Source organism: Streptomyces lancefieldiae (assembly GCF_031845825.1).
Classification (GTDB): Bacteria; Actinomycetota; Actinomycetes; order Streptomycetales; family Streptomycetaceae; genus Streptomyces; species Streptomyces lancefieldiae.
Map to the genome: position 1 here is coordinate 60019 of NZ_JAVRFH010000002.1, position 22062 is coordinate 82080.

A 22062-nucleotide genomic window follows, 5' to 3' on the forward strand; every position below is an offset into this window, starting at 1 on the left:
CGACCGGGCTCCCAGGCCGCGCCAAAGCGGAGAAGCTCCACCCCGGACCGGGCTTCGTCGCCTGCGCCCTGCTCAGCCAGGCGCGGCACGCGACGGGGGCCCGGGAGGGGCACCTGGCCCAGCTCACGGGCCTGAACAGGTCCACGATCAGCCGCCAGGTCGCCGACCTGCGCCGCTCAGGCCTCCACGTCCCCTCACCCGGCGGCGCGGGCCGTCGGGTGAGGGGACGTGGCCTCGAGGGGCTTACTTGTGTTCGACGTGTCCTGCCGAGTTGGGTCCAGTCGTCAGCGACTCACACGCGTCCTGCCATGTGGTGGCGCCCGGGTGAAGCTGGGTGTGGAGGTAGGCCGCGGTGAGCCGGGCGAGGGCGGCGACTCGCTCGGGGCTCTCGTCGGTGGTCTCGGCGGCGTCGTATCCGGCGATCCCGCCGAGTCCGTGCTCCGCGTCGAACAGGGTGAGCAGGGTCTTGGGTGCGGGGGCGAGGGTGTAGGGGTCGGCGTGCCAGTCCGGTCCCATGTCCGTGAAGTGCCGGGGGTCGTCCTTGTCTCCGGCGACGACCAGAGCGGGTGCGGTCATGGTGGAGAAGTCGACGGCGCCGATGATCGGCCACTGTTCGGCCATGGGCCCGTTGAGGACGTCACCGCCCCTACCGGGCGCGGCGAGGAGCACGCCGGCCTTGATCCGGGGCTCGGCGAGGTGCACCACCTTCCCGGTGTCGGGGTCCTTGAGCCCGGCACCCAGCAGGAGAGCGGCGGTGAAGCCGCCGAGCGAGTGTCCGACAAGGGTGACCTTGGTGTGGTCGATCCGTCCCTCGAGCTGGGGCACGGTGTGCTCGATCACGTCGAGCCGGTCGAGGACATGAGTCATGTCCTCGGCGCGGGAGCGCCAGAAGTCGGGGGCGCCGGGTGCGTCGGCGACCAGATGGCTCAGTGTCCTGGAGGTGAGGTGGGTGGGCTGGATGACGACGAATCCGTGGGCGGCCCAGAAGTTGGCGAGCGGCGCGTAGCCGTTGAGCGAGGAGAGGTTGTTCGAAGGGCCGTGACCGTGGGAGAGCAGGATGACGGGGAGGCCGGTTCCGGTGGCGGGTACGGAGACGCGCACCTCGAGGTCCACCGGACGTCCCGGGACGGAGAGGACCACGGGGCTGAAGGACAGGACCGGCACGGGCGTGCTCAAGACGTCGACGCCGGACGCAGAGGATGTACTCACGATGTGGCTTCCTTTTCGGTGGCATGTGCCGTCCGCCGGTCACCTGCGACCGGCGGCGGACACAGCAGTCAGGGGCATCCCACTTCGGATAAGCTGAAGCGGAGCGCCGCTCCACTAGTATTCGGAGCAACGCTCCGTTTTGTCAATCGGTGTGGGAGGAGTACGTGATGGCCACCGACAACCCCGCAGGGGAGTCACCGTCCCGTGGCAAGCGGGCCGACGCCCAGCGCAACCGGCAGACGGTGCTGACTGCCGCCGCAGAGGTGTTCGTCTCCTCCGGCGTCGACGCACCGATCCGCCAGATCGCGGCCCAGGCGGGCGTCGGGATGGCCACGATCTACCGCCACTTCCCGACCCGTGCGGATCTCGTCACAGCCGTCTACCGCCACCAGATCGAGGCATGCGTCGAGGCCGGCCCGAACCTGCTGGCCGGCGCCGACTCCCCGCTCGACGCACTGCGCCAGTGGATCGACCTCTTCGTCGACTTCCTCGTCACCAAGCACGGACTCGCCGACGCCCTGCAGTCCGACAACGACCGCTTCGCCGCGCTGCACGCCTACTTCCTCGACCGTCTGCTGCCCGTCTGCGCCCAACTGCTCGACGCTGCGGTCGAGGCCGGTGACATCAGCCCCGGTACACAGCCCTACGAGCTGATGCGTGGCATCGGAAACCTCTGCATCGGCCACGACAACGACCCCCGCTACGACCCCCGACGCCTGATCGCCCTTCTCCTCCAGGGACTCCAGCGACCTCACGCGTCCTGACGCCGACGGGCGGCATCGCGACCTGGTCCCTCCGCGCTGCCACGCGCTCCGAGCGGCCGCCTCTCAACAACAGGAGACGTCCGTACCACCCGCAACGTCGGCTCGTGCGGCGTCCGGAAGGTTTTGCGCCTGGACCTGAACCGGGGCGGCCATCGAGCAACCGGTGGTCGACATCGCGTTGCGGCCCGGCACCGGCGCGTCCGACATCACGGTGCCTCGCGACGCGGTCGGTGGTCCTCGCGCAGCACGGCGCTGTCGCGTACCCAGCGGCTGGGGAAGCCGTGGACGGCGAGGCCATCCACGGCGAGACTCTCCGCATCACCCGTGCCCACAGCCGCTGAGCACATCGGAATGACTCGTCTAGTGTGTGGCGAGCCGCTCCAGCAGAGCGGCGCTCTGCGCCAGAAGCGCCCGCTCCTCATCCGTGAGTTCGTCCTCGATGGCCTGCGCGAGCCATCCGGCCCTGCGGCCACGCTCCGCTTCGAGCGCGGCTCGGCCCGCGTCCGACAACTCGACCAGCGACTTGCGGCCGTCCGTGGGATGTGCCCGGCGCGTGATCAGGTTCTGTTCCATGAGCAGCCCCACCGCCCGGGCCATCGACTGGGGGCGTACGCGCTGATCCGCGGCGAGGTCACTGGTGGTCATGGCACCGTCACGGTCGAGTGCGCCGAGCACGGCGACCTGGCCCAGCGGGATGCGGTCCTCGTGCTTGACGCGTCGGGTGAGCTTGCCCATCGCGGTGCGCAGTTCGACGGCGATGGCGGCGGCTTCCGAGGTGGGCATACGGCATTTTACCACTGTTGGCCAGCGAAGCTGCGCAGCTGACCTGCACAGCAATTCTGCACAGCCACACTGAGCAGCATTGCTGTAGGGTTTGTCTCGTCGGGCCCAGCGCCAGCGTTGTCGCAGCCGGGGCCACGGCACACGACAACGGGAAGGACCTCCCATGTCCACAGAGGCAGTCGGAACCGTCGACGCCGCCATCGAGACCGTCACCGCCCGCCGGATCATCGACAGCCGGGGCAACCCCACGGTCGAGGTCGACGTCGTCCTGACGGACGGGTCCCTGGGGCGCGCAGCTGTCCCCTCGGGCGCCTCCACCGGCGCCCGGGAGGCCGTGGAACTGCGCGACGGAGACTCCGCGCGTTGGCACGGCAAGGGTGTCGACCGCGCGGTGGCCCACGTCAACGGGGAGATCGCGGCGGCCGTGTGCGGCCGGGACGCGGCGGACCAGGCGGGTCTCGACGCCGCGCTGGTCACCCTTGACGGCACCGCCACGAAGTCTCGGCTCGGCGCCAACGCGATCCTCGGCGTCTCCCTCGCCGCCGCCAAGGCCACCGCGGCAGCCCACCGCCAACCCCTCTACCGCTACCTCGGCGGCGCCGACGCCGCCCTCCTGCCGCTGCCGATGATGAACATCGTCAATGGCGGCGCCCACGCCGACAATCCGCTGGATTTCCAGGAGTTCATGATCGCGCCCGTGGGTGCGGACACCTTCGCCGAAGCCGTCCGCATGGGCAGCGAGGTCTTCCACACCCTGCGCCGTGATCTGCTGGCCGCCGGGCACTCCACGGGCGTCGGTGACGAGGGGGGCTTCGCGCCGGCGCTGCGTACCGCTGAAGAGGCGCTCGACTTCGTGATGACCGCCATCGAGCGCACCGGCTACCGGCCCGGCACGGACATCGGCCTGGTGATGGACCCGGCGTCGTCGGAGTTCTTCCGCGACGGGGTGTACGACTACGCGGGCGAGGGGGTGCGCCGCACTCCCTCCGAGCACGCCGACCACCTGGCCAGGCTCATCGACGCCTACCCGGTCGTCTCCATCGAGGACCCGATGGCGGAGAACGACCTGGACGGCTGGCGCGAGCTGACCGCCCGCGTCGGCGACCGCTGTCAACTGACCGGCGACGACGTGTTCTGCACCAACGAGACGCTGCTGCGCGAGGGTATCCGCACCGGCGTCGGCAACTCGGTTCTGGTCAAGGTCAATCAGATCGGGACCCTGACCGAGGCACTCGCCACGGTGGCCACGGCCCACCAGGCGGGCTGGACGGCTGTCATGTCGCACCGCTCGGGCGAGACGGAGGACACCACCATCGCGGATCTGGCGGTGGCGACCGGCTGCGGTCAGATCAAGACCGGCTCGCTCTCTCGCTCCGACCGCACGGCGAAGTACAACCAACTGATCCGGATCGAAGAGGAGTTGGGCGACTCGGCTCGCTTCGCGGGTCGCTCCGCACTGCGGCGGGCATGACCAGCGGGCCAGCTTCTTGGCGCCGTGCTCGCCCTCGTCCCTCCAGGGACGACGAGGCACAGACAAAGCCGTGGACCCACCCCGTTACTGGCGTGGGCCCACGGTTTCCCGAACGGCGGCTTCGCGGACGAAGGCCGGGCGACAACTCAGTTCGGTTCGGGAGCCTCGTCGCCCTCGGCCTTGGACGCCTCGTCCCCCTCGGCCTTGGACGCCTCGTCTTCCTCAACCTTGGGAGCCTCGTCTCCCGCGGTCTCCTCGCAGAGGAGGATGCCGAGCTGACACAGGGTCGGGCCCAGCAGCGGTACACGCTGCCCCATGGCAGGGGTGGAGGGCTCAGGTGCTGCGAACGCAACACTGGGTGCCGAGAGTGCGCTGACGGTCAGGCCTACGGCTACCGCCGCACGCGCCACCACTTTGTTCGTGATCATGCCTGTAGAACGAGCCAGTCCGGTTGTGGTTGCGCCCCCGACCTCGTGGGATTTCTGACGGCACGACGCGGGCACCGGGCGAAAGTCAGAAAGGAGGATGGGCGCAGGGGCGGCCTGTAGCGGATTCGTGCTCGGGCTGCACCGGATGCGACGTGCCGTGTCACGCCGGAGCATGGCCTCATGGACGATGGAAACACCACCAGTGCGGGGCGGGAGAGCGGGACCGGCCACGCGGCCGGGGCTCCCGCTCACCCGTCGCTCGAGGAGGCCTGCCAGGCTCTCGTTTCGACGGGCTCATACGTGATGACGCCGGACGCCGTCTCGCAGTGTCTGGGCGTGGAGAGGGGAGGGTGGGCATGGTTCGCCCGGCATTGGGACGAACTGGCGCTCGACACCTACGCGGCCCAGACCGGGACGCGACGGCTGCGGCGTTACGGACACTTCTCCCTGTCCCGAGCGGGAGACATCGTGGTGAGGCCGCACGTCGCGTTCGTGCAGCCGCAGGAGAGCAATCCACTGTATGTGGAGGTGGACCGCCATTTCGAACCGTTGACCGACGCCTTCGTGGCCGAGCCTGTCCTGACGTCGTTGATCCGTATGCTCGGTCAGGTCGCCGCATGCCTGGATGACGCGGACGAGTGGAACGTCAAGGTGCACCCTTTCAGGGTCATGGCCGAGGCCGACGGCGAGGGGCAGCCCACGCCTGAGGGCCGGCACCGCGACGGAGTCACTCTGGTGACCTCCTTGCTCATCGACCGGGTGAACGCTGCCGGAGGCGAGAGCACGGTATACGACCTGGACGGCGCAGCACTGATGTCCACGACACTCAGCCGGCCCGGCGCCCTTCTGCTGGGTGACGACCGTGCGACGCTGCACGGCGTCTCACCGATTCGCCCGCTGGACGCCTCCCTGCCCGCGTACCGAGACGTCCTGGTCACCACCCTTACGCCCCGCTGATCGTGTCGTCGAAGCCGGGAGTACGGGCGGTTTCCCGCACCAGCCGGTCCACCGCCCCTGCCGGACCGGCGCCGCCCCCGGCCCAGGCGCGCTGTCGGCAGGCTCCGTCGCCGTGCCTTGCCAGGTGCCGCACAAACGTGGTGACCGTCTGAAGGTCTCCGTACTGTTCCAGCACCGGGCGGACGTGCTGCACCAGCTGGTCAGCGAGCTGTGCCACCGGCCTGACGCGCCCGGTCAGCGCGTCGAAGCCGCTGCCGCTCCAGCCGTCACGGGCGGCACGCCAGCAGGCAGCCCGGAGCACTTCACTGTTCCACGCGGGCCCCGGGTCACCCAGCTGGGCCTTCCCGGCCGCGGTGACGACCAGGCTCCGCAGCAGCACGGCAACGGCGACGGTGTCGTCGACGTGCTGGAGAACGTCCATGGCGCGGATTTCCACCGTGGGCAGTCTGGGATTGGGGCGCAGGTCCCAGAACGGCATGTCAGGCTCGAGCATCGCCTCCGTATCGGCGATCACCACAGCAAGCCGTTGGTGCTCCTCCAGCGAGGCCGCGTACGGCGGCGGCCCCAGGCACGGAAAGCGGCTCCTGATGACCGAGCGCCAGCTGGCGTACCCGGTGTCCCGGGCCCGGTGAAAGGGCGAGTTGGCGCTCAGTGCGATGAGCAGCGGCAGCCAGGGCCGCAGATGGTTGACGGTGAGAACGGCCAGTTCACGGTCGGGAAGATGAACGTGGACATGGAGCGCGCTGATGGCGAAGTCGTCCATCATGGTGCGGTACTGCTGCCGGCCGGCCTGGTAGCGCGGGTGGTCGCCCACGTGAGCCGGCCCGTCGCCCCACAGCACCGGTGTACCCGACGCGCACAGGGCCAGCCCCTCGCCGCCGGCCGCGTCTACCAGTGCCCTTCGCACCCGCGCCAGGTGGCGGCGCAGCTCACTGGCTGTCCGGCACGGCGGGGTGCGGCCCTCGACCTGGCACTGGGCGAACTCTTCGGCGACAAGGTCTCCGATGTCTCCAGCAGCGTGCGCGGCGACCTCGGGGCCACCGGAGACCGGCAGGCGCGTGACAGGATCGACAAGGAAGTACTCCTCCTCCACGCCGACCGTGGGCAGGGAGCCTTCGTCGGCGGTGGCGGGGGCGGGAGCGGAACGCGAGTCGTTGGTCACTGCTCCAGCATCATGCGCCCGGCCCGCCCCGTCGCCCGGCACACGCGCTGCCCGCCGACCTCCCCGACAAGCTCGCCCTTTCAGCCCTGGCCCCTGTGCAAGTGGGCGGCGGATCGCGGTCCGCGCCGCGGTGCCACGGGGATCAACGCGGCATGCCCGAAGGACGTCGCAGTAGCCGGCGCGGTGGCGGCCACGGCCGTAGGGCCCGTTCTGCCGACGACGTCCCTCACTTCAGGTTCTTTTCCAGGGCCGTCAGATAGCTGTCGATGAAGTGGTCGCGCACTCCGTCGCTGCCGGGCGCGAACAGGTCGGCGGTCATGCCTCCGGCTCGGTCGGTAAGGCCGCCGATCAGGGGGCATGGACTCGTGGATCCTGCCGCGGGAGTCGATGTACCGGAGAGCGTCGACGTGGGTGTAGTGGGGCGGTGGCGGCAGTTGCGGCACGATGTCGTTGTTGTTGACGAAGCGGTACATGCGCTTTGCGAAGCCGGTGTTGTAAGCCGTGGCGAGTGTGCTGTCGCAGGTGCGGGGCTGGCCGAAGGTGTAGACGCCGTCAGCCGCCAACCGCGGCTCCTCCAGGTACATGCGTGCACCGGCGAGCATGGCCAGCGCCCCGCCGAGACTGTGCCCGGTGAACCACACACTCTGGCCGTTCGCGTGGAACTCCTCATGGGCGCGCATGACGTCGGGGTAGATCGATTCCAGGGCCTCGGCGAAACCGTGGTGCACATGCCCTGTCCCGCCTGGTCCGGCGCTCGGCGGGGTGGCGCCGTCGGTGAGCCAGTTCTTGATCTGCACCGGCTCGGTACCCCGGAATGCCGTGATGATCATCCGGTCGCCGGCCATGGTGTAGGCCTGGGTGTCCTGCAGGGGGAAGGGCGGGGTGAACCGGGTCTCGTGGTGGCGCACCCGGTCGAAACCCCAGGCGGATGCCTGCTGCTCGATGGCGGGCTTGTCCTTGTAGGCCAGAGCCGCGGCCTGGGCCATGCAGTAGGCGTGCTGCAGGCTGTAGTCGGTGGCGTGGTGATCGATGACGGCGGGAACGACCACAGGGCATTTCTTCCTCGGACGACGAGTCGGCAGACGGCCGGCGCCGACGCGCACAACCGTCCTCACAACCCCTACCGTCGGCATATGCCGACCAGACCCCGCGCTGGAAGGAACCATCCGAAGGGAGCACGCCCGACAAGCTCGGCAGTGGCCGACTGCGAGGCGACGAAAGCCCCACCCTTCGGTTCGGGCCCCAATTCTGGGGAGCGGCACGGCAAGGCCACGACTTCACCCGGACCGACTTCGCCGACCGGCTGACTCGTCCCCCGTGAGAGCTACGTGCAGGTGTCCACTGTGGGGTGACGTTTTCTGATCACCGTTTCCCTAGCGTTCAGTTCAGCCGCAGGACCCCGGCCGCGGCCCGGACGAGGAACCGGAAACGGGAACAAGAAAGAGTCGTCATGAAATTGGTGTGGCAGGTCCTGGCCGTGGTCGCGGTCAGTGCGGTCGGCGGTCAGAGCGTCACCGCGGTGCAGGACAACCCGTGGCTCTCGCTCCTCCTGGGCGGCCTGACGGTCGTGCTCTCGGTGTTCGTCTACCGGTGGGTCGTGGGGCGCACCGAGCGGCGTCCGGTCACGGAGCTGGCCCGGGAGGGAGCGCAGGGGTCGCTCCTCCGGGGCCTGGTCATCGGCGTCGTGATGTTCGGATGCGTCATCGCGAACATCTACTTCCTCGGGGACTACGAGGTCCACGGCTTCGGCTCGCTGACCGGAGCGATCGGGCTGGTCGGCTTCATGGCCGGCGCCGCCATCACGGAGGAACTGATGTTCCGCGGCCTGCTCTTCCGGCTCGTGGAGCGAGGTCTGGGCACGTACATCGCGCTGGCGCTGTCCGGTGTGGTGTTCGGCGCGGTCCATCTGCTCAACAAGGACGCGACCCTGCTGGGCGGCATCGCCATCGCGATCGAGGCCGGTGGCATGCTCGCCGCCGCGTACGCCGCCACCCGCTCCCTGTGGCTGCCGATCGGCGTGCACTTCGGCTGGAACTTCGCGGAGTCCGGCATCTTCGGCACCGCGGTCTCGGGCAACGGCGACACGCACGGACTGCTGGACGCCTCGATGTCGGGCGCCAAGCTGATCACGGGCGGCGAGTTCGGCCCGGAGGCCAGTGTGTATTCGATGGTGTTCGGTGCGCTGCTGACGATCGCCTTCCTGTGGCTGGCCCGCCGGCGCGGCAACATCGTCCCCCGGCAGCGTGCCGAGCGCGTCAACGCCCTCGCTACACTGACCCGGTGAAGAGCCCACAGGTGGCCGGCCAGCTGTGGCGTCGGCTCGACGTCACCGTCCGCGACCTTCCGCTCGGAATACTGTTCCTGGTCGCGTCGTTCCTTCCGGGACTGCGCGGCCAAGGCACGGTGGTCGGGGACCTGCCGACCCGCCCCTTCGACGCGCTCGCCGTCGTGGTCCTCGCCCTGGAATGCTTTCCGCTCGCGGTGCGCCGACGGTGGCCGGTCGTCTCGCTCGCCCTGGTGACGTGCGGCTTCGCCCTCGACCAGCTGCGCGGCTACCACTCGGTGGCCGGTACCGCTCTGCCCCTCGTGCTGATCAGTGCGGGCTCCCATCTTGAACACCGCAGGCGCACCGCCGTGATCCTCCTCTCCGTGGCGTACGTGCCGCTGGCGATCGCGCTCTCCCGACTCGGTTCGGGCGGCGAGACGCCGGAGGAGTTCGTGACGTTCTACCTGGTGCTGGCCCTGGCCTGGGGGGCGGGGGCGTGGCTGCGTTCCACCCGCGTCGCGGAGGCCGAACGCCGTGAGCGCGTCGCCGCGGAGACCCGTACCGCCGAGCGCACCCGGATCGCCCGTGAGCTGCACGACGTGGTGACTCACCACGTGACCGCCATGGTCGTACAGGCCGAGGCCGCCCGCTACTTGACCGCCGCTCCCGAGCGGCTCGAGCAGTCCCTGTCCGCCGTCAGCGACACCGGCCGCCGCGCCATCACCGACCTGCGCCACCTGCTCGACCTGCTCAACCCCGACCACGACACCGGCACCGGGAGCGCGGAGGCCAAGGACTCCAGGACACCGGCCGTCGGCAGGGTCCTCACCCTCGTCGAGCAGACCCGCCGCGCCGGACAGCCGGTGGACTTCACCGAACAGGGCACACCACCGGCGTCGACCGGAAGCGCCGACCTCGTCGCGTACCGGGTGGTGCAGGAAGCGCTGACCAACGCGCTCAAGTACGCTCACGGCAGCCGGACTTCCGTTCAGGTACGGCACGGCGAAAGGGAGATCACCGTGGAGGTCAGCACGGACGGAAGCGGCTCACACAGCGCCGCCGCCGTCGGCAGCGGACGGGGCCTGACCGGCCTGCGTGAACGCGTCAACCTCCTGGGCGGCGACTTCAGCGCCGACAGCGGCACGGACGGCGGCTTCACCGTACGGGCACGCATCCCTGTCGGCAGCACCTCGTGAGCGCGCCGATCCGGGTCCTGGTCTGCGACGACCAGATGCTGATCCGCACCGGCCTGGTCACCATCATCGACGCCCAGCCCGACATGGAAGTGGCGGGCGAATGCGGAGACGGGCAGACCGGAGTCGAACTCGCCCACAAGGTACGGCCCGACGTCGTCGTGATGGACATCCGCATGCCGGTCCTCGACGGCCTCGAAGCCACCCGCCTGCTGGCCGGCGCCGGAGTACCCCACCCCGTCAAAGTCCTCGTGGTGACCACGTTCAACCTGGACGAATACGTCTACGAGGCCCTGCGCGCCGGAGCCAGCGGCTTCCTCCTCAAGGACGCGCCCCCGGACCGGCTGCTCCACGGCATCCGGACCGTGGCCGCCGGTGCGGCCCTCCTCGACCCCGACGTCACTCGCCAGCTCGTCGGCCGGTACGCCGCCCGCATCCGCCCCACGGAGAAGACCTCCGGCGACATCCCGCTCACCCCCCGCGAACTGGAAGTCCTCCGCCTCATCGCGGACGGCCTCTCCAACAGCGAGATCGCCGCGGCCCTCTTCATCAGCCAGGAGACCGTCAAGACCTTCGTCTCCCGCATCCTCACCAAACTCCAGCTCCGCGACCGCGTCCAGGCCGTCGTCTACGCCTACCGCCACGGCCTGGCAACCTGACGCCGCCGTGTGGCGGCGGCGCGTCGGGTACGTGACGTCCGGCGTCCGCCAACTCCGTTGGAGTCTTGATCATTTCCTGGGCGGAACATAGGTTGCGATCCATGACGACAGTACGGATCGGTGTGATGTACGACCGCGACTGGGCCCCGGAAGGGCTGCCCGGGTTCGCGCGGGAGGTCGAGGCACTCGGCGTGGACGACCTCTGGGTGGTCGAGGATCTCGGCTGGAACGGGGGTGTGTCCGCCGCGGCCGTGGCATTGGGAGCGACGGAGCGGCTGCGGGTCGGCATCGGGATCACGCCCGCGCCATTGCGCAGTCCGGCCCTGCTGGCGATGGAACTGGCCACGCTGGCACGGGTGTTCCCGGGCCGACTGGTCGCCGGGGTCGGTCACGGCGTGCGGGAGTGGATGGTCTCGGTCGGTGCCGCGCCGCGCTCTCCGCTCGCTCTGCTGGAGGAGACGATCGGCTCGGTCCGTGCGTTGCTGCGCGGGGAGCGGGTCGAGCTGGCGGGCCGGGAAGTGCGGCTGGACGGCGTCCAGTTGGTGCACCCGCCCGTCGAGCCGCCGCCGGTCGTTGCGGGAGTGGTACGGCCCCGTTCCCTGGAGTTGTCCGGGCGGGTCGCGGACGGCACGGTGATCGCCGAGGGGCACGGGCCCCGTGAGGTGGAGACGGCCCGGGCGCTGGCCGGCAAGGGCGGCGCCGGGCCCGATCACACCGTGACGGTGCTCGCCTTCTGCTGCGTGGGAGACGATCCGCAGCGGGTGGCGGAGACGCTGCAGCCTCAGGTGGAGGGCCAGGGCGCCTGGCTCGGCCGCCCGGCGGACCAGGTGTTCGCTGTCTCCGGCCGCGCCGGGGAAGCCGCCGACCGGGTCCACGAACTGGCGGCGGCTGGCGCGGACACGGTCGTCCTGCGGATGGCCGGCCCCGAGCCGGTGCGACAGCTCGGCTGCCTGCTGGAGGCCCTTGGCCGCTAGGCTCTGTCGTCGTATTTCCCGTCGTCTCCCGAGCGGGCAGGCGGCGTTATGTGCGTGCTCCCGGCGCACCGGGCCCAGACCCTCGTACTGGATGTACTTGGGTCTGGGCCCGGTGCGTCGATGAGGCCGGACAAGGTTGATGTGCAGGCCTGGCATCGCGGCGAGCTCGGTCATGCGCGGGCGGCGGTCGCGGAGGATGCCGAAGAGACCCGAAGTTGGGTGAGCAAGAGGTCGCGCTCGGCTCCGATGCGGGTGAGCACGCCCACCACCTGGAAGGTGCTGCCCACGAGGGCATCGGAAGTCATCTGCCCACGTCATTCGTCATGCTGTGCGGTACGAACCACCGAGTTGGGGAAGGCCGGCTCGCTCAGCGCGTCCCTCGTTCGTCCAGGACCGCCCTCAGCCTACGCGGGGCGCAGTGGACGCGGGATTCCGCCAGGACGACGGCGTACTCGGCGTGGCGGGACCGCTCCCAGGACCAGCCGAGGGACGAAGCGAGATTCAGGCTCAGAAGACTGCGGCCCCTTCTTCTCATGTCACCGGACCGTCGGTCGGACCGGCTACACCTTCCGGGGCGGGCCACCCGCCGCCCGGGGAACGCCTGCGATACCGTGCTCCCCCAGCCAACGGAAGAGCGAGGCGCCGAACCATGCGTGCGCCTCCTCCAGCGGGTGCTGCATCTCGCCGGTCGGAAACCGGCCGACGATGTCCGTGTAGAACGAGACACGCGAGTTCGTCACCGAACCGCCGTACACGGTCGCCGGGTCCAGCCCGCCGAGCAGCCGTCGGGTCTGCTCGTCCTGCCGGAACCGGAGAACGTCCCAGGCGAAGACGTATCTGCCCTGAACACCCCTGGAGCGGAGGTAGCCGTCGAGCATGAGCCAGTCCAGCGCGAAGTTGGTCATGGCCCCCTGGGCGCTCCACAGGTGCCGGTAGTAGGCCTCCGACAGTTGGTCCTCGATCTGGATCCGCCATCGGCTCAGGCGGTGCCAGCGCAACTCGTCGGGGATGTCCGGCCGGAACCCGTGTCCTTTGTCCCGTCGGCGTGTGTAGCACTCGTGACGGGAGAGACCGGTCCACATGCAGACCACCAGCACCTCTTCAACGGGCACTCGGTGCGCTGCGGCCAGGCGGTCGAGTTGGCCGACGGTCGTACGGACGACCCGCCGGTTCGAACCTCCGTCGCAGCCCAGGTTGACCCACGGCACACCCAGTGCGCCGGCCACCAGGGCCGGCCACGCGTCCTGTGCACGCCCCAGCTCCGCTCCACGGGTGTAGCTGCATCCGTTGGCGACGAGAAGGCGGATGGGGCGGGACGTCACGGAGTTCAATGGACGCGCACTCCTTCCCGATGCCCGAACGACTCGGCTTCCCGCCAGGTGTTGACGAGGGGTTCCCCACGCGAGTTCAGGCTCGTGTTCAGGAGCACGGGGCAGCCCGACTCGGTCTCCCACTGCCGCAGCAGTTCGTGCAGAACGGGATGCTCGAGCCGGGAGACGCTCTGCACCCGGCTGCTGCCGTCCACGTGCACGACAGCGGGGAACGCCTCCGGTGCGCGACACCGTGCGGTGAACTGCATGTACGGGGTGGTCGGCACAGGCACGTCGAAGTACTCGTGCAGCAGCTCCTCCCGGATCACGGGCGCGAACGGCCTGAACTTCTCCCGTCCCTTCACTCTGTTGACGCGGTCCTTCATGTCCACCGGCCGGGGGTCGGCGAGCAGGGACCGGTTGCCCAGCGCCCGCGGCCCGAACTCCGCGGCGCCGTTGGCTACGGCTGCCACGCCGTCCGTGCTCAGGCTGGTCACCACGGCCGGGATGTCGAGGTCACGCTGGATCGGGGTCCCCAGGTACGGCCCATCCCACCGCAGTGCCCTCCGCAGCCGAGCGGCGGCGGCTCCGACGCTCGAACCGGCGTCCCCGGGGTTGGGGAAGATCCACAGATGAGGAAACCCGGCTTCGCGGGCGATGACGGAGTTGGCCACGCAGTTCAGTGCCACTCCGCCCATGAGGATCAGGTGGGGGGCACCGATCTCCTTGCGCGCCCAGGACGCGGCCTCGACGAGCACCCTCTCGGTGACCGCCTGCATGCTCGCTGCGAGGTCCTCCGGGCGCGCGTCGGGCAGCCAGTCTCCGATGCCCCGGTGGACGTTCGTCGTCAGTCGGTAGCCCGGTGTGTCCAGGGACATCCACGTGTCGAGGATGTCGTCGACGTGGCGTGGCTGCCCGTAAGCGGCCATGCCCATGAGGATGTACTCGTCCTCGTTGGGCTTGAAGCCGCACCGTCGGGTGAAAGCGCTGTACAACAGCCCGAGGCTATGGGGGTAGCGGCGGCGGTAGCGTAACCGGAGCCCTGATTCCGGGGAATAGCCGAAGATCGTGAAGCAGTCGAACTCCCCGATGGCGTCGGCGACGATGACGGCCGCCGAGTCGAACCCGCTCGTGGCGATGCCCGCCCAGGCATGCGCTTCGTGGTGCCCCACGTACGAGACGGGCGTCCTGCGCGGCAGGCCGACCGTTCTCAGGTACCGGCGGGGCAGGTCGGACGTCGACAGGGCGTGGCCCCACTGTCCGGCCCGCAGGTGCCGTATTTTCTTCACTATCGGCCGCTCGTACCAGACGACCTCGTCCGGTAGGCCGAAGCTCCCGGCTTCTCGGATCAGTTCGGGATGGAGAAAGGCATCGTTCTTGATCCGGGAATAGCGTTCCGCATGCGCGGCGAACACGATCCGGTCATCCTGTACGACGGCCAGGGACGCGTCATGAGAAAGCGCCGATATCCCCCAAGTGATCACGGCATCGGCCGGTTCACTTGTACATGAACGGGTCGGAGCGCCGCAGGCGCCATTGTCTGACCGCCCACGCCATCCGCTGAAACAAGGAACGCGTTTTGCCGATCATGGTCCCCCCTCCCCCAGCCCTGCCCGACCGAGTCCGTGTTCGAGTGAAGCACGGGGCTCCCGAAGGAACAAGAGCGCCATGCGGAACGGTCTGGACCCCTCGACGGGAACTGCCTATGGTCCCGACCATGACTGCTGCCGCAGACCAACCGTCGCGCCCAAGGGTGGACGGCCCCGCTGCCGAGGCCGAGGCGCCGGAGAGTCTCGCGGAGGCCTCGCTCACGAAGTGCGATGAGCGCCAGTACTACCCCTCGCCGAAGGACTGGCGCGAGGTGGTCCTGTATTCCATCGTCGTGGACCGATTCCAGGCCTGGTCCCCGGCGACCGTCGAGGGAGATCCGGTCGATGGCTGTTCACGACACGGAGGAAATCTCCGAGGGCTGTCGAAACGACTCGATTACATCCGTGATCTCGGTGGCACGGCGATCCATCTCACCCCGGTCGCACTCAACGGCCATGGCTCTTATCACGGGTACGCGCCCCGGCATCTCATGGCAGTGGATCCGCGGCTGGGCACGATGGAGGATCTGCGGCAGCTCGTCTCCAAAGCTCACGAACGGGGCATCCGGGTCGTGCTGGACCTCGTACTCAACCACGCTGGTCCCGTCTTCGAGTACGCCGACGGAAGCAATCTCTGGAGAGGGGCGGAGGAAGCCGCGGACGTCCTCGACGACGGGATCGGCATCCGGCCGCTCGAACTGGCCGCACCTCAGCACTTCTCGCGGCGGGGCGTCATCAACGACTGGAACGACACCGAGCAGGAGACTCTGGGGGACTTCCCACCGGATTACCGCAGACTCGCGACGGAGAATCCCGATACACAGCATCTTCTTCGGTTCATCGCATGCTGGTGGGTCCGGGAGACCGACATCGACGGAATCCGTCTCGACGCGGTCCGGCACATGGACCGCACCTTCGTGGCGACGCTGTGCGAAACCGTCAGGAGGTACGCCGGAAATCTGGGAAAGGACAACTTCCTGGTCATTGGTGAGCACGCGGGCGATGACGACACGATGATCTCCTCCTGCTTCACCCTCGGGTTGAATGCTGTCTACAACTACGGGGAATATCGGCGCCAGAGTTGGGCCCTCCATGGGCAGGCATCCGCGAGAGAACTGGAGGAGAGCTTCGACACCGCGTCGAAGGCCTTCGGCCGTGATCACGGTTTCACCATCAGATTCATCGACAACCATGACGTCTACAGATTCCTCCGCGACGGCGAGCCTGCAGGGCGCCTCCGCGTCGCCCTCGCCCACCTCATCCTGTCGATCGGCATCCCCATGCTCTATTACGGCACCGAGCAGGGGTTCCGACAATCCACGCAGCGGCTGGCCCCTGAGAACCTCCGGGATCCCGCTGACCCGGAGAATCGGCAGGACATGTTTCCCGAGGGAAGATTCACGTCGCCCAGCTCCGAAGGCGACAGCTTCGACGGCTCTTCCCCTTTCTTCCGGTGGACCCGACGGCTCATCGAACTCCGTGGACGGCACCGGGCACTGCGCCTCGGGGAACAGGAGGTCCTGTTCTCCGAACGGCACCGACCGGGAATCTACGCATTCATGCGCCACTACGGGGGCGAGCGCGTGTTGGTCGTCTTGAACACCGACTCCCGACCTGTCTCCCGGAGGCTTCCAGTGGACGCGCTCTTCGAACCGCAAGCCCCCATCGGGCGAGAGCCCCTCCCCTGGCACCCCGTCCTGCTGGACCTTCTCCTGCCGGGCCCGGCAGTCACGGTGCAACGGGTGCGCAGGGGACCGCTCGTCGCGGACATCACGCTCCCCGCGTTCGGTGTCGACGTCTTCCTGCCTTCGGCATAACGCATCTCAGGCTTCTTCTGAACCCTGCTCTCAACGCCGACGCAGGGACGGAGTCGGGGAACAGGACGGCTGCGCGCGGAGCGGGTCAGCAGTCGGGAGCACTTCCGCAGTGTGGCAAGGGGACGGCCCTCGGGGGGATCCGAGGGCCGTCGGCCAACCGGGCGTCAGAACAAGGTGACGTCCCTCCAGACCGGGGAATTCAGCGACTCGGGGTCTCCCAGGCTGCCGTCCGGCGCTGCCGGATGCAGTGCGAGTTCCCCTGCCCCGTCACCGGTCACCACGTCACCGGTTCCGTCGGCGTTCACGTCACCGACGACAGCCAACTGGGGACGCTGTGCTGCTGCCCAGCCGGCCGCGGCGACCGTCGTCGGTGTGCCCAGGTCCCACATCTGGCTGGTGCCGTAGTCAAGAGGGAAGAGCTGCAATGTCCCCTGCTCCGCGTCTCGGGCCCAGAAGGAGGGCGCACCCGATTCCGAGGGCGTGTCCGAGAAGTGCACCGACGTCGAACTCCAGCCGCTCGTGCCCAGGACGGACGGCTCACCGACCCATAGCCCTTCCTGCAACTGCAGTTCGAAAAGCAGGAGTCGGTCGGATTCCACGGCCAGCAGCATGGGACTGGAGTCTTCAATCCGGTTCAACGCGATCCTGGTGACGTGGGACCAGTCGTAGCCAGTGATCTCCGATGACGCGCCGAACCCACCGAGACCGTCACCGGGGTAGGCGAACAGCTTGCCGTCCTGGAGGGCCACGATGTCGTTGCGGACATCATTGGCCTCTTGAGGACCGTACCGGTTCAGGAGCCAGCCGGCCCTTGCCACCGTGGCGTGCGACCAGTCCCTTCCGTCAGCCACCTGGGAGGCAGCGAAACCCCCACCCTCGACGCCCGGTGACAGGACGAGCTTGCCGTTTTCGCCGACACCGAGCAGGTCCGGGTGGCCGTCGCTGTTGTAGTCGCCGAACCGCTCGATGAAGGGATACTGGACCCAGTACCCGGCATAGACGCGATCGGAGATGTTGCCCGCTCTGTCCGCCGTCCGGGCCGAGATGCTCGCCGGGCCCGTTCGCTCGGGAGTGATGAACGTGGCCGTGACGGTTCCCTCCGGTCCGATCGGGATGCCCTGGCCTTCCGGGCAACCGTAGAGCTCACGTTCCGGGTCGAAGCAGATGCGGGTGGCCTCGGTCCCCTCCGGAAGGGTGAAACGTACCGTGCGCGGCGTGCCGGGCGGCGCGCCCTGGGGATAGGTGGCTGCGTCGAGGAAGGAGACGGCAGGCTCAGCCGGTCTCGTCCTGTCCATGTTGAAGCCGCAGGCGGTGGTCCACGGTGAGGTACCGCCCGTGCCCTCCAATCGTGCTTGCCACCAATAGTTCTCCTTTTCGGGAAGTAGGTATTCGGGCACGCGCACGGTGGCGGAGCCGCCGACGCCCGCTGGGATCAACACGTCGAGTACGGGCTCACTGCTGTCCTGCTGTCGCAGGACGAACCGGGCGTGTGGGTGGCCTTCGGTGTTGCTTTGTCCGTCGACGCCCACCGACAGACGCACGTCCGTGTTCCCCATCCAGGGCAGTGATCCAGTGGTTACGCAGTTCCCCCCGGGATGCGTCTGCGGGTTGCTCGGCGTGTACGGGTACTCCGCAGCGAGCGCCGGGCTGCCGCCCAGCAATCCGGTGGCACACACCAGAGCCAGCACACCGGCTCTGAGTGACATGCTGGTTCTCCTCATGTCCCCCTCCTCCAACAGCCCTTGACGACTGGGGAAAACTTACCGGGCGGCAGTGACAGCGACCCAGCCATGGACAAGGCAGGGACACCCTTTGATCGCACGCCTGCTCCTCGCTTCCTCGCCCAGCCACTGCCGCAGCAGCGCCGCGCTGTCGGCTTCCGCCGACGGCGCCTGAGCGCCAACCGGCAAGCGCTGCTCACACTCGTCCGTCTGCGGATGGACTCCCCTACCTGCCGACGCCGTCCACACCGCGTCGACAAAGGCGTTCGTCCTCCTGGACGGACGATACTGCGGGCCCCGTGGTGTCACCTTGCTGTGGCCACGACGCCCGGGAAAACGGTGGATTCCGCCATGGCCCGCTGTACGAGGCGGAGCCCGGACAAGGCCTGACCAGCCCGGAGCCCGTGTCTGTCCGGGACAGCCGACCGCGTTCTCCTGCTGGCAGAACGAATGGTGCGTCCCCGGCGGCTGCTCCGGCGGCCGTGACACTCGTACCGGGTCGACCCGTGCAACGACCAGCAGGGGTACTTCTGCGGCTACTACTGCTGAGGCGTTCGGCGACCTCATCACTCGGCGAAGTCCGGTGAAGGCCCCGCCTCCCGGTGCCAATCCGGGACGGCAGGTGGCCGGGGCGACCGCTGTGGGTGCGGGGTCGGGTAGCGCGGTCTGAGGCCTGTGGGGCAGAGCAGGGGTTCGGCGAGTGGCCCTCGGTCACGCTGGCCGAATGAGCTCGTACTCGACCAGGGACTGTGTGTGGTGGTGACCAACTGGTGTGTCCCGAGTGCCCGAGTTGACCACTGAGTGTTCCAGGGAGGGGTGTCGTGGGCCTGTCGGTGGTGGCCGTGATCTGTCGGCGGTATGTCGGTGGAGGTTGCGACCTTGGGCGAGTCGGTGCTCCCCATGAGCACACGGCGCCCGAGAGCAAGGAGCCCGTCATCGTGTTTTCCGCATCCCAGGACCGACCGTGGGACGTTCACCGGCTGCCATCTGCCGAGGGCAGTGTCTTCCTGGTCACCGGGGGCAACGCCGGAATCGGCTACTTCGTCGCCGAGCAGCTCGCCACCACCGGCGCTGTCGTCGTACTCGGCAGCCGGGACGCCGCGAAGGCCGACGCCGCCATGGCCTCGATCCGCTCACGCGTCTACGGCGCGCACGTACGGCACCTGCAACTGGACCTCGCCGACCTGTCTTCCCTGAAGACCGCCGTGGACAGGCTGGACCTCGATCATCTTGACGCGGTGGTCTACAACGCAGGGGTCGCGCTCGACGACCCGCCGCGCCGGGAAACCGCGGAGGGCCACGAGCTGATGCTCGGCACCAACCACCTCGGCCACTTCGCTCTCACCCAGTGGCTGGCCCCCCTGCTGTCCGCGGCGTCGGCAGCCCGCATCGTGACGGTGGGAAGCTTTGCAGCGCGGTCCGAGCGACTGTCCCTGGACGATCTGCAGTCGACCCGGGACTACCGGCCCAAGCGCACCTACGGCCGGTCGAAGCTGGCGCAGATGTGCTTCGGCTTCGAGCTCGATCACCGCCTACGTGCTTGCGGCAGCACGGTACTCAGTGTGGTGGCCCACCCCGGCGGCGCGCTGGACTCTCTCACCCCCTCCCGCCCGCCGGTACGCGTGACACCCCCCGGCGAGCGGCTGCGCGCGCTGCCCGCCGGGCTCTTGGTGCAGGGCAAGGACGCCGGAGCATGGCCCGTCGTGCGTGCCGTCCTTGATCCGCTGGTTCAGGGAGGGGAGCTGTGGGGGCCGAGGGTCTTCGGCCTGCGTGGCACACCACGGCGTGAGCCCGTCCCGTCTCATATGGCCGACCGGGCCGTCGCTGCTCACCTGTGGGCCGCCAGCGGTGAGCTGGCCGGCGTCGATCCGCACCTCGGCTTCCGGTAGGCGCAGAGCCGTGCCCAGGGCGGCCGTCCCGCGGGCACCTACGGTAGTCAGCCCTGCCGACCGGGACGCTCACACCCGGCAGGAGCGCCACTGATGTCTGATCAGGGTCGTTCGTACAGCACGCACTTGAGCGGCTCGGCGTTCTCGTCGTCAAGACAGACGAGGACCTGCGCGGCCCCACCGGGAACGTCCGCAGGAACCGCGAAATCGATTGGCTTCACCCCGTCGCACAGAGTGCTGGTGCTTCTGGCGTCCAACGGTTTGCCGGCAGCGTCATACGTGCCGACCCACACCCTGCGGCAGCCACTGGTGGCGATGGCCCGGTACGTTCCCGTGATACCGACCGACCGGTCGTACCAGGTCAGGGTGCCACGGACGTATGTGGCCCCGTAGTTGACGTCGTCGACAGGGGTAGTCGGGTAGGCGACGGCAGCGGACGGTGCCGTCGCCTCGGCCGGCGCGGTGAGGGCCGCGGACAGGGCCAAGCCCGCCGCGGCGGCGAGAGTGAGGGCGGAACGGCGCAGTAACACCATGGAGTCTCCCTTGCTCACGAACGTGCGGATCCCGCCGTCAGTACGGCGGCGGAACGCTCAACGCCTTGAAGGTTCTGCCCGGATCCACGGCAGCTCAGAGGTCTGATCCGGCCATATGCCGAGGAAATCAACTCGCGGCGGTCCGGCCCGGTGTTGTGCTGCGGCGGCCCGGCCCAACGGGACACAAGCGGCGGCATCCCGCTCGCCGCGAGCCGGGTGGTGACGCGCTCCGGATCCCGCGGCGCACTTGCCGACTTCGCCACTCCGCACGCTGCGAGGTCAGTTGTCTCGCGGAAACTCCTGCTCCAGAAGCCTTAGTAACCCCTGCTGCCGCCGTTGAGATCCGGGCGGGCAAGGGCTGATCGACGCCACACGGCCTGGGCCTCCCTGAGGGGGTCGCGAGGGAAACGGAGTTGGTCATTCCCCACTATGCCCAGCGTGATCCCCACCGACCGCGGACACGTCGACCCCGCAACCTTGGGGCGCCATTGACGCGCGTAGCCCGTTGCCGCACGCTGGACTGCGATTGTTGTCCACTCAACGGTCGGGAGGCCGGGATGTTCAGACGCGTGTCACGTCTGCTTCTTTCGCTTGTCATGCTCACGTTCGGAGCGATGGCCGGGGTGGGCGCCACCGCCGGCACCGCGCACGCCGACTCCTGCTACACCTGGAACCGCACCCTCTCCCAGGGATCCTCCGGCAGTGACGTGACCCAGCTCCAGATCCGCGTCGCCGGCTGGGTGACGTCCGGCGAGCGGCTTTCCTACGACGGCCAGTACGGCGCGCGGACCACCGCCGCCGTCAAGAAGTTCCAGGCCGCGTACGGACTGAGCGCGGACGGGGTCGCCGGACCCGCGACCTTCAGCAAGATCTACGCACTCCAGGACGCCGACTGCACACCCGTCCACTTCACCTACGCGGAACTCAACAAGTGCAACTCCGACTGGTCCGGCGGCGCCGTCTCAGCGGCCACCGCCAAGTCGAACGCACTCAAGACCATGTGGAAGCTGGAGGCCATGCGGCATGCCCTCGGCGACGTCCCGATCACCATCTCCAGCGGCTTCCGCTCCCGCGCGTGCAACAACGCGGTCGGCGGCTCCGCCACAAGCCGTCACCTCTACGGCGACGCGGCAGACCTCGTCGGCTCGCCGTCCCTGTGCCGACTCGCCCAGCAGTCCAGGACGCACGGCTTCTCGGAGATCCTCGGCCCCGGCTACCCCGGCCACAACGACCACACCCACGTAGCCTTCGACCCGTCGCCGTACTGGTCGGCTCCCACCTGCGGCATCTGACCCATCGAGCATGGAACAGGGGGCGGGCCGGGGCTCAACACTCGA

The 22062-nt window shown here is 68.9% G+C and carries 19 protein-coding genes and 1 pseudogene; 10 read left to right on the plus strand and 10 right to left on the minus strand.

Features of this window, described 5'->3' with window-relative positions; translation table 11 throughout:
- Positions 1–243 precede the first annotated feature (243 nt).
- Positions 244–1209 (minus strand): alpha/beta hydrolase family protein, encoded by a 966-nt coding sequence (locus RM812_RS02350; RefSeq protein WP_311570674.1) that lies wholly within the window; start codon positions 1207–1209, stop codon positions 244–246.
- 167 nt (positions 1210–1376) lie between these two features.
- On the opposite strand from RM812_RS02350, the gene RM812_RS02355 reads away from it, so the two are divergent.
- Entirely contained in the window at positions 1377–1973 is a 597-nt protein-coding gene (locus RM812_RS02355; protein WP_311570675.1) for a TetR/AcrR family transcriptional regulator, read from the plus strand.
- Between the two features lie 360 nt (positions 1974–2333).
- Here RM812_RS02355 and RM812_RS02365 read toward each other — a convergent pair whose 3' ends face one another.
- Positions 2334–2756 (minus strand): MarR family winged helix-turn-helix transcriptional regulator, encoded by a 423-nt coding sequence (locus RM812_RS02365; protein WP_311570676.1) that lies wholly within the window; start codon positions 2754–2756, stop codon positions 2334–2336.
- A gap of 163 nt (positions 2757–2919) precedes the next feature.
- Between RM812_RS02365 and eno the strand changes: the two genes are divergently transcribed.
- Entirely contained in the window at positions 2920–4227 is a 1308-nt protein-coding gene (gene eno / locus RM812_RS02370) for a phosphopyruvate hydratase (RefSeq protein ID WP_311570677.1), read from the plus strand.
- A 146-nt stretch (positions 4228–4373) separates the two neighbouring features.
- Here eno and RM812_RS02375 read toward each other — a convergent pair whose 3' ends face one another.
- A complete protein-coding gene (locus tag RM812_RS02375; RefSeq protein ID WP_311570678.1) occupies positions 4374–4544 on the minus strand; it encodes a hypothetical protein in 171 nt (56 codons plus the stop codon).
- A 291-nt stretch (positions 4545–4835) separates the two neighbouring features.
- Here RM812_RS02375 and RM812_RS02380 point away from each other — a divergent pair, with 291 nt between their 5' ends.
- Complete coding sequence (locus RM812_RS02380; RefSeq protein ID WP_311570679.1) at positions 4836–5612, plus strand: 2OG-Fe dioxygenase family protein; 777 nt, start codon at positions 4836–4838, stop codon at positions 5610–5612.
- Here RM812_RS02380 and RM812_RS02385 read toward each other — a convergent pair.
- Both RM812_RS02385 and RM812_RS02390 read right to left on the minus strand, forming a co-directional pair.
- A complete protein-coding gene (locus RM812_RS02385; RefSeq protein WP_311570680.1) occupies positions 5599–6774 on the minus strand; it encodes a carboxylate-amine ligase in 1176 nt (391 codons plus the stop codon). The two genes, RM812_RS02380 and RM812_RS02385, sit on opposite strands and share 14 nt — an antisense overlap.
- A 226-nt stretch (positions 6775–7000) precedes the next feature.
- A pseudogene (locus RM812_RS02390) lies at positions 7001–7760 on the minus strand (lipase family protein).
- Between the two features lie 464 nt (positions 7761–8224).
- Here RM812_RS02390 and RM812_RS02395 point away from each other — a divergent pair.
- The 4 genes from RM812_RS02395 (at position 8225) to RM812_RS02410 (ending at position 11866) form a co-directional block, all read left to right on the plus strand.
- Complete coding sequence (locus RM812_RS02395; protein WP_311570681.1) at positions 8225–9058, plus strand: CPBP family intramembrane glutamic endopeptidase; 834 nt, start codon at positions 8225–8227, stop codon at positions 9056–9058.
- Positions 9055–10236 carry a sensor histidine kinase gene (locus RM812_RS02400; RefSeq protein WP_311570682.1) on the plus strand — a complete coding sequence of 394 codons (1182 nt, stop codon included), beginning with the start codon at positions 9055–9057 and terminating at the stop codon, positions 10234–10236. The genes RM812_RS02395 and RM812_RS02400 overlap by 4 nt, the downstream gene beginning before the upstream one ends.
- Positions 10233–10892, plus strand: a complete 660-nt coding sequence (locus RM812_RS02405) for a response regulator transcription factor (RefSeq protein ID WP_311570683.1) — start codon at positions 10233–10235, stop codon at positions 10890–10892. Before RM812_RS02400 ends, RM812_RS02405 begins: the two co-directional genes overlap by 4 nt.
- A 101-nt stretch (positions 10893–10993) precedes the next feature.
- A complete protein-coding gene (locus RM812_RS02410; protein WP_311570684.1) occupies positions 10994–11866 on the plus strand; it encodes an LLM class flavin-dependent oxidoreductase in 873 nt (290 codons plus the stop codon).
- A 170-nt stretch (positions 11867–12036) separates the two neighbouring features.
- Here the strand turns inward: RM812_RS02410 and RM812_RS02415 are convergent, their stop codons facing one another.
- The 3 genes from RM812_RS02415 to RM812_RS02425 all read right to left on the minus strand — a co-directional run bounded on the left by RM812_RS02415 (position 12037) and on the right by RM812_RS02425 (position 14591).
- Positions 12037–12171, minus strand: a complete 135-nt coding sequence (locus RM812_RS02415; RefSeq protein ID WP_311570685.1) for a hypothetical protein — start codon at positions 12169–12171, stop codon at positions 12037–12039.
- A gap of 255 nt (positions 12172–12426) precedes the next feature.
- On the minus strand, positions 12427–13188 hold the full coding sequence (locus tag RM812_RS02420) for a DUF6071 family protein (protein WP_311570933.1): 762 nt from the start codon (positions 13186–13188) through the stop codon (positions 12427–12429).
- Positions 13189–13193: 5 nt separating this feature from the next.
- Positions 13194–14591 (minus strand): carbamoyltransferase C-terminal domain-containing protein, encoded by a 1398-nt coding sequence (locus RM812_RS02425; RefSeq protein ID WP_311570686.1) that lies wholly within the window; start codon positions 14589–14591, stop codon positions 13194–13196.
- 302 nt (positions 14592–14893) lie between these two features.
- On the opposite strand from RM812_RS02425, the gene RM812_RS02430 reads away from it, so the two are divergent.
- Positions 14894–16582, plus strand: coding sequence for an alpha-amylase family glycosyl hydrolase (locus RM812_RS02430; RefSeq protein WP_311570687.1), 1689 nt, complete (start codon positions 14894–14896; stop codon positions 16580–16582).
- 164 nt (positions 16583–16746) lie between these two features.
- On the opposite strand, the gene RM812_RS02435 is transcribed toward RM812_RS02430, so the two are convergent.
- Positions 16747–18288: a hypothetical protein gene (locus tag RM812_RS02435; protein ID WP_311570688.1), complete on the minus strand. Its 1542-nt coding sequence runs from the start codon at positions 18286–18288 to the stop codon at positions 16747–16749.
- Between the two features lie 953 nt (positions 18289–19241).
- Here RM812_RS02435 and RM812_RS02440 point away from each other — a divergent pair.
- On the plus strand, positions 19242–20192 hold the full coding sequence (locus tag RM812_RS02440; protein WP_311570689.1) for an SDR family NAD(P)-dependent oxidoreductase: 951 nt from the start codon (positions 19242–19244) through the stop codon (positions 20190–20192).
- A 101-nt stretch (positions 20193–20293) separates the two neighbouring features.
- On the opposite strand, the gene RM812_RS02445 is transcribed toward RM812_RS02440, so the two are convergent.
- A complete protein-coding gene (locus RM812_RS02445; protein ID WP_311570690.1) occupies positions 20294–20725 on the minus strand; it encodes a hypothetical protein in 432 nt (143 codons plus the stop codon).
- Positions 20726–21282: 557 nt separating this feature from the next.
- Here RM812_RS02445 and RM812_RS02450 point away from each other — a divergent pair.
- Positions 21283–22017: a D-Ala-D-Ala carboxypeptidase family metallohydrolase gene (locus RM812_RS02450; RefSeq protein ID WP_311570691.1), complete on the plus strand. Its 735-nt coding sequence runs from the start codon at positions 21283–21285 to the stop codon at positions 22015–22017.
- The last annotated feature ends 45 nt before the right edge of the window (positions 22018–22062 follow it).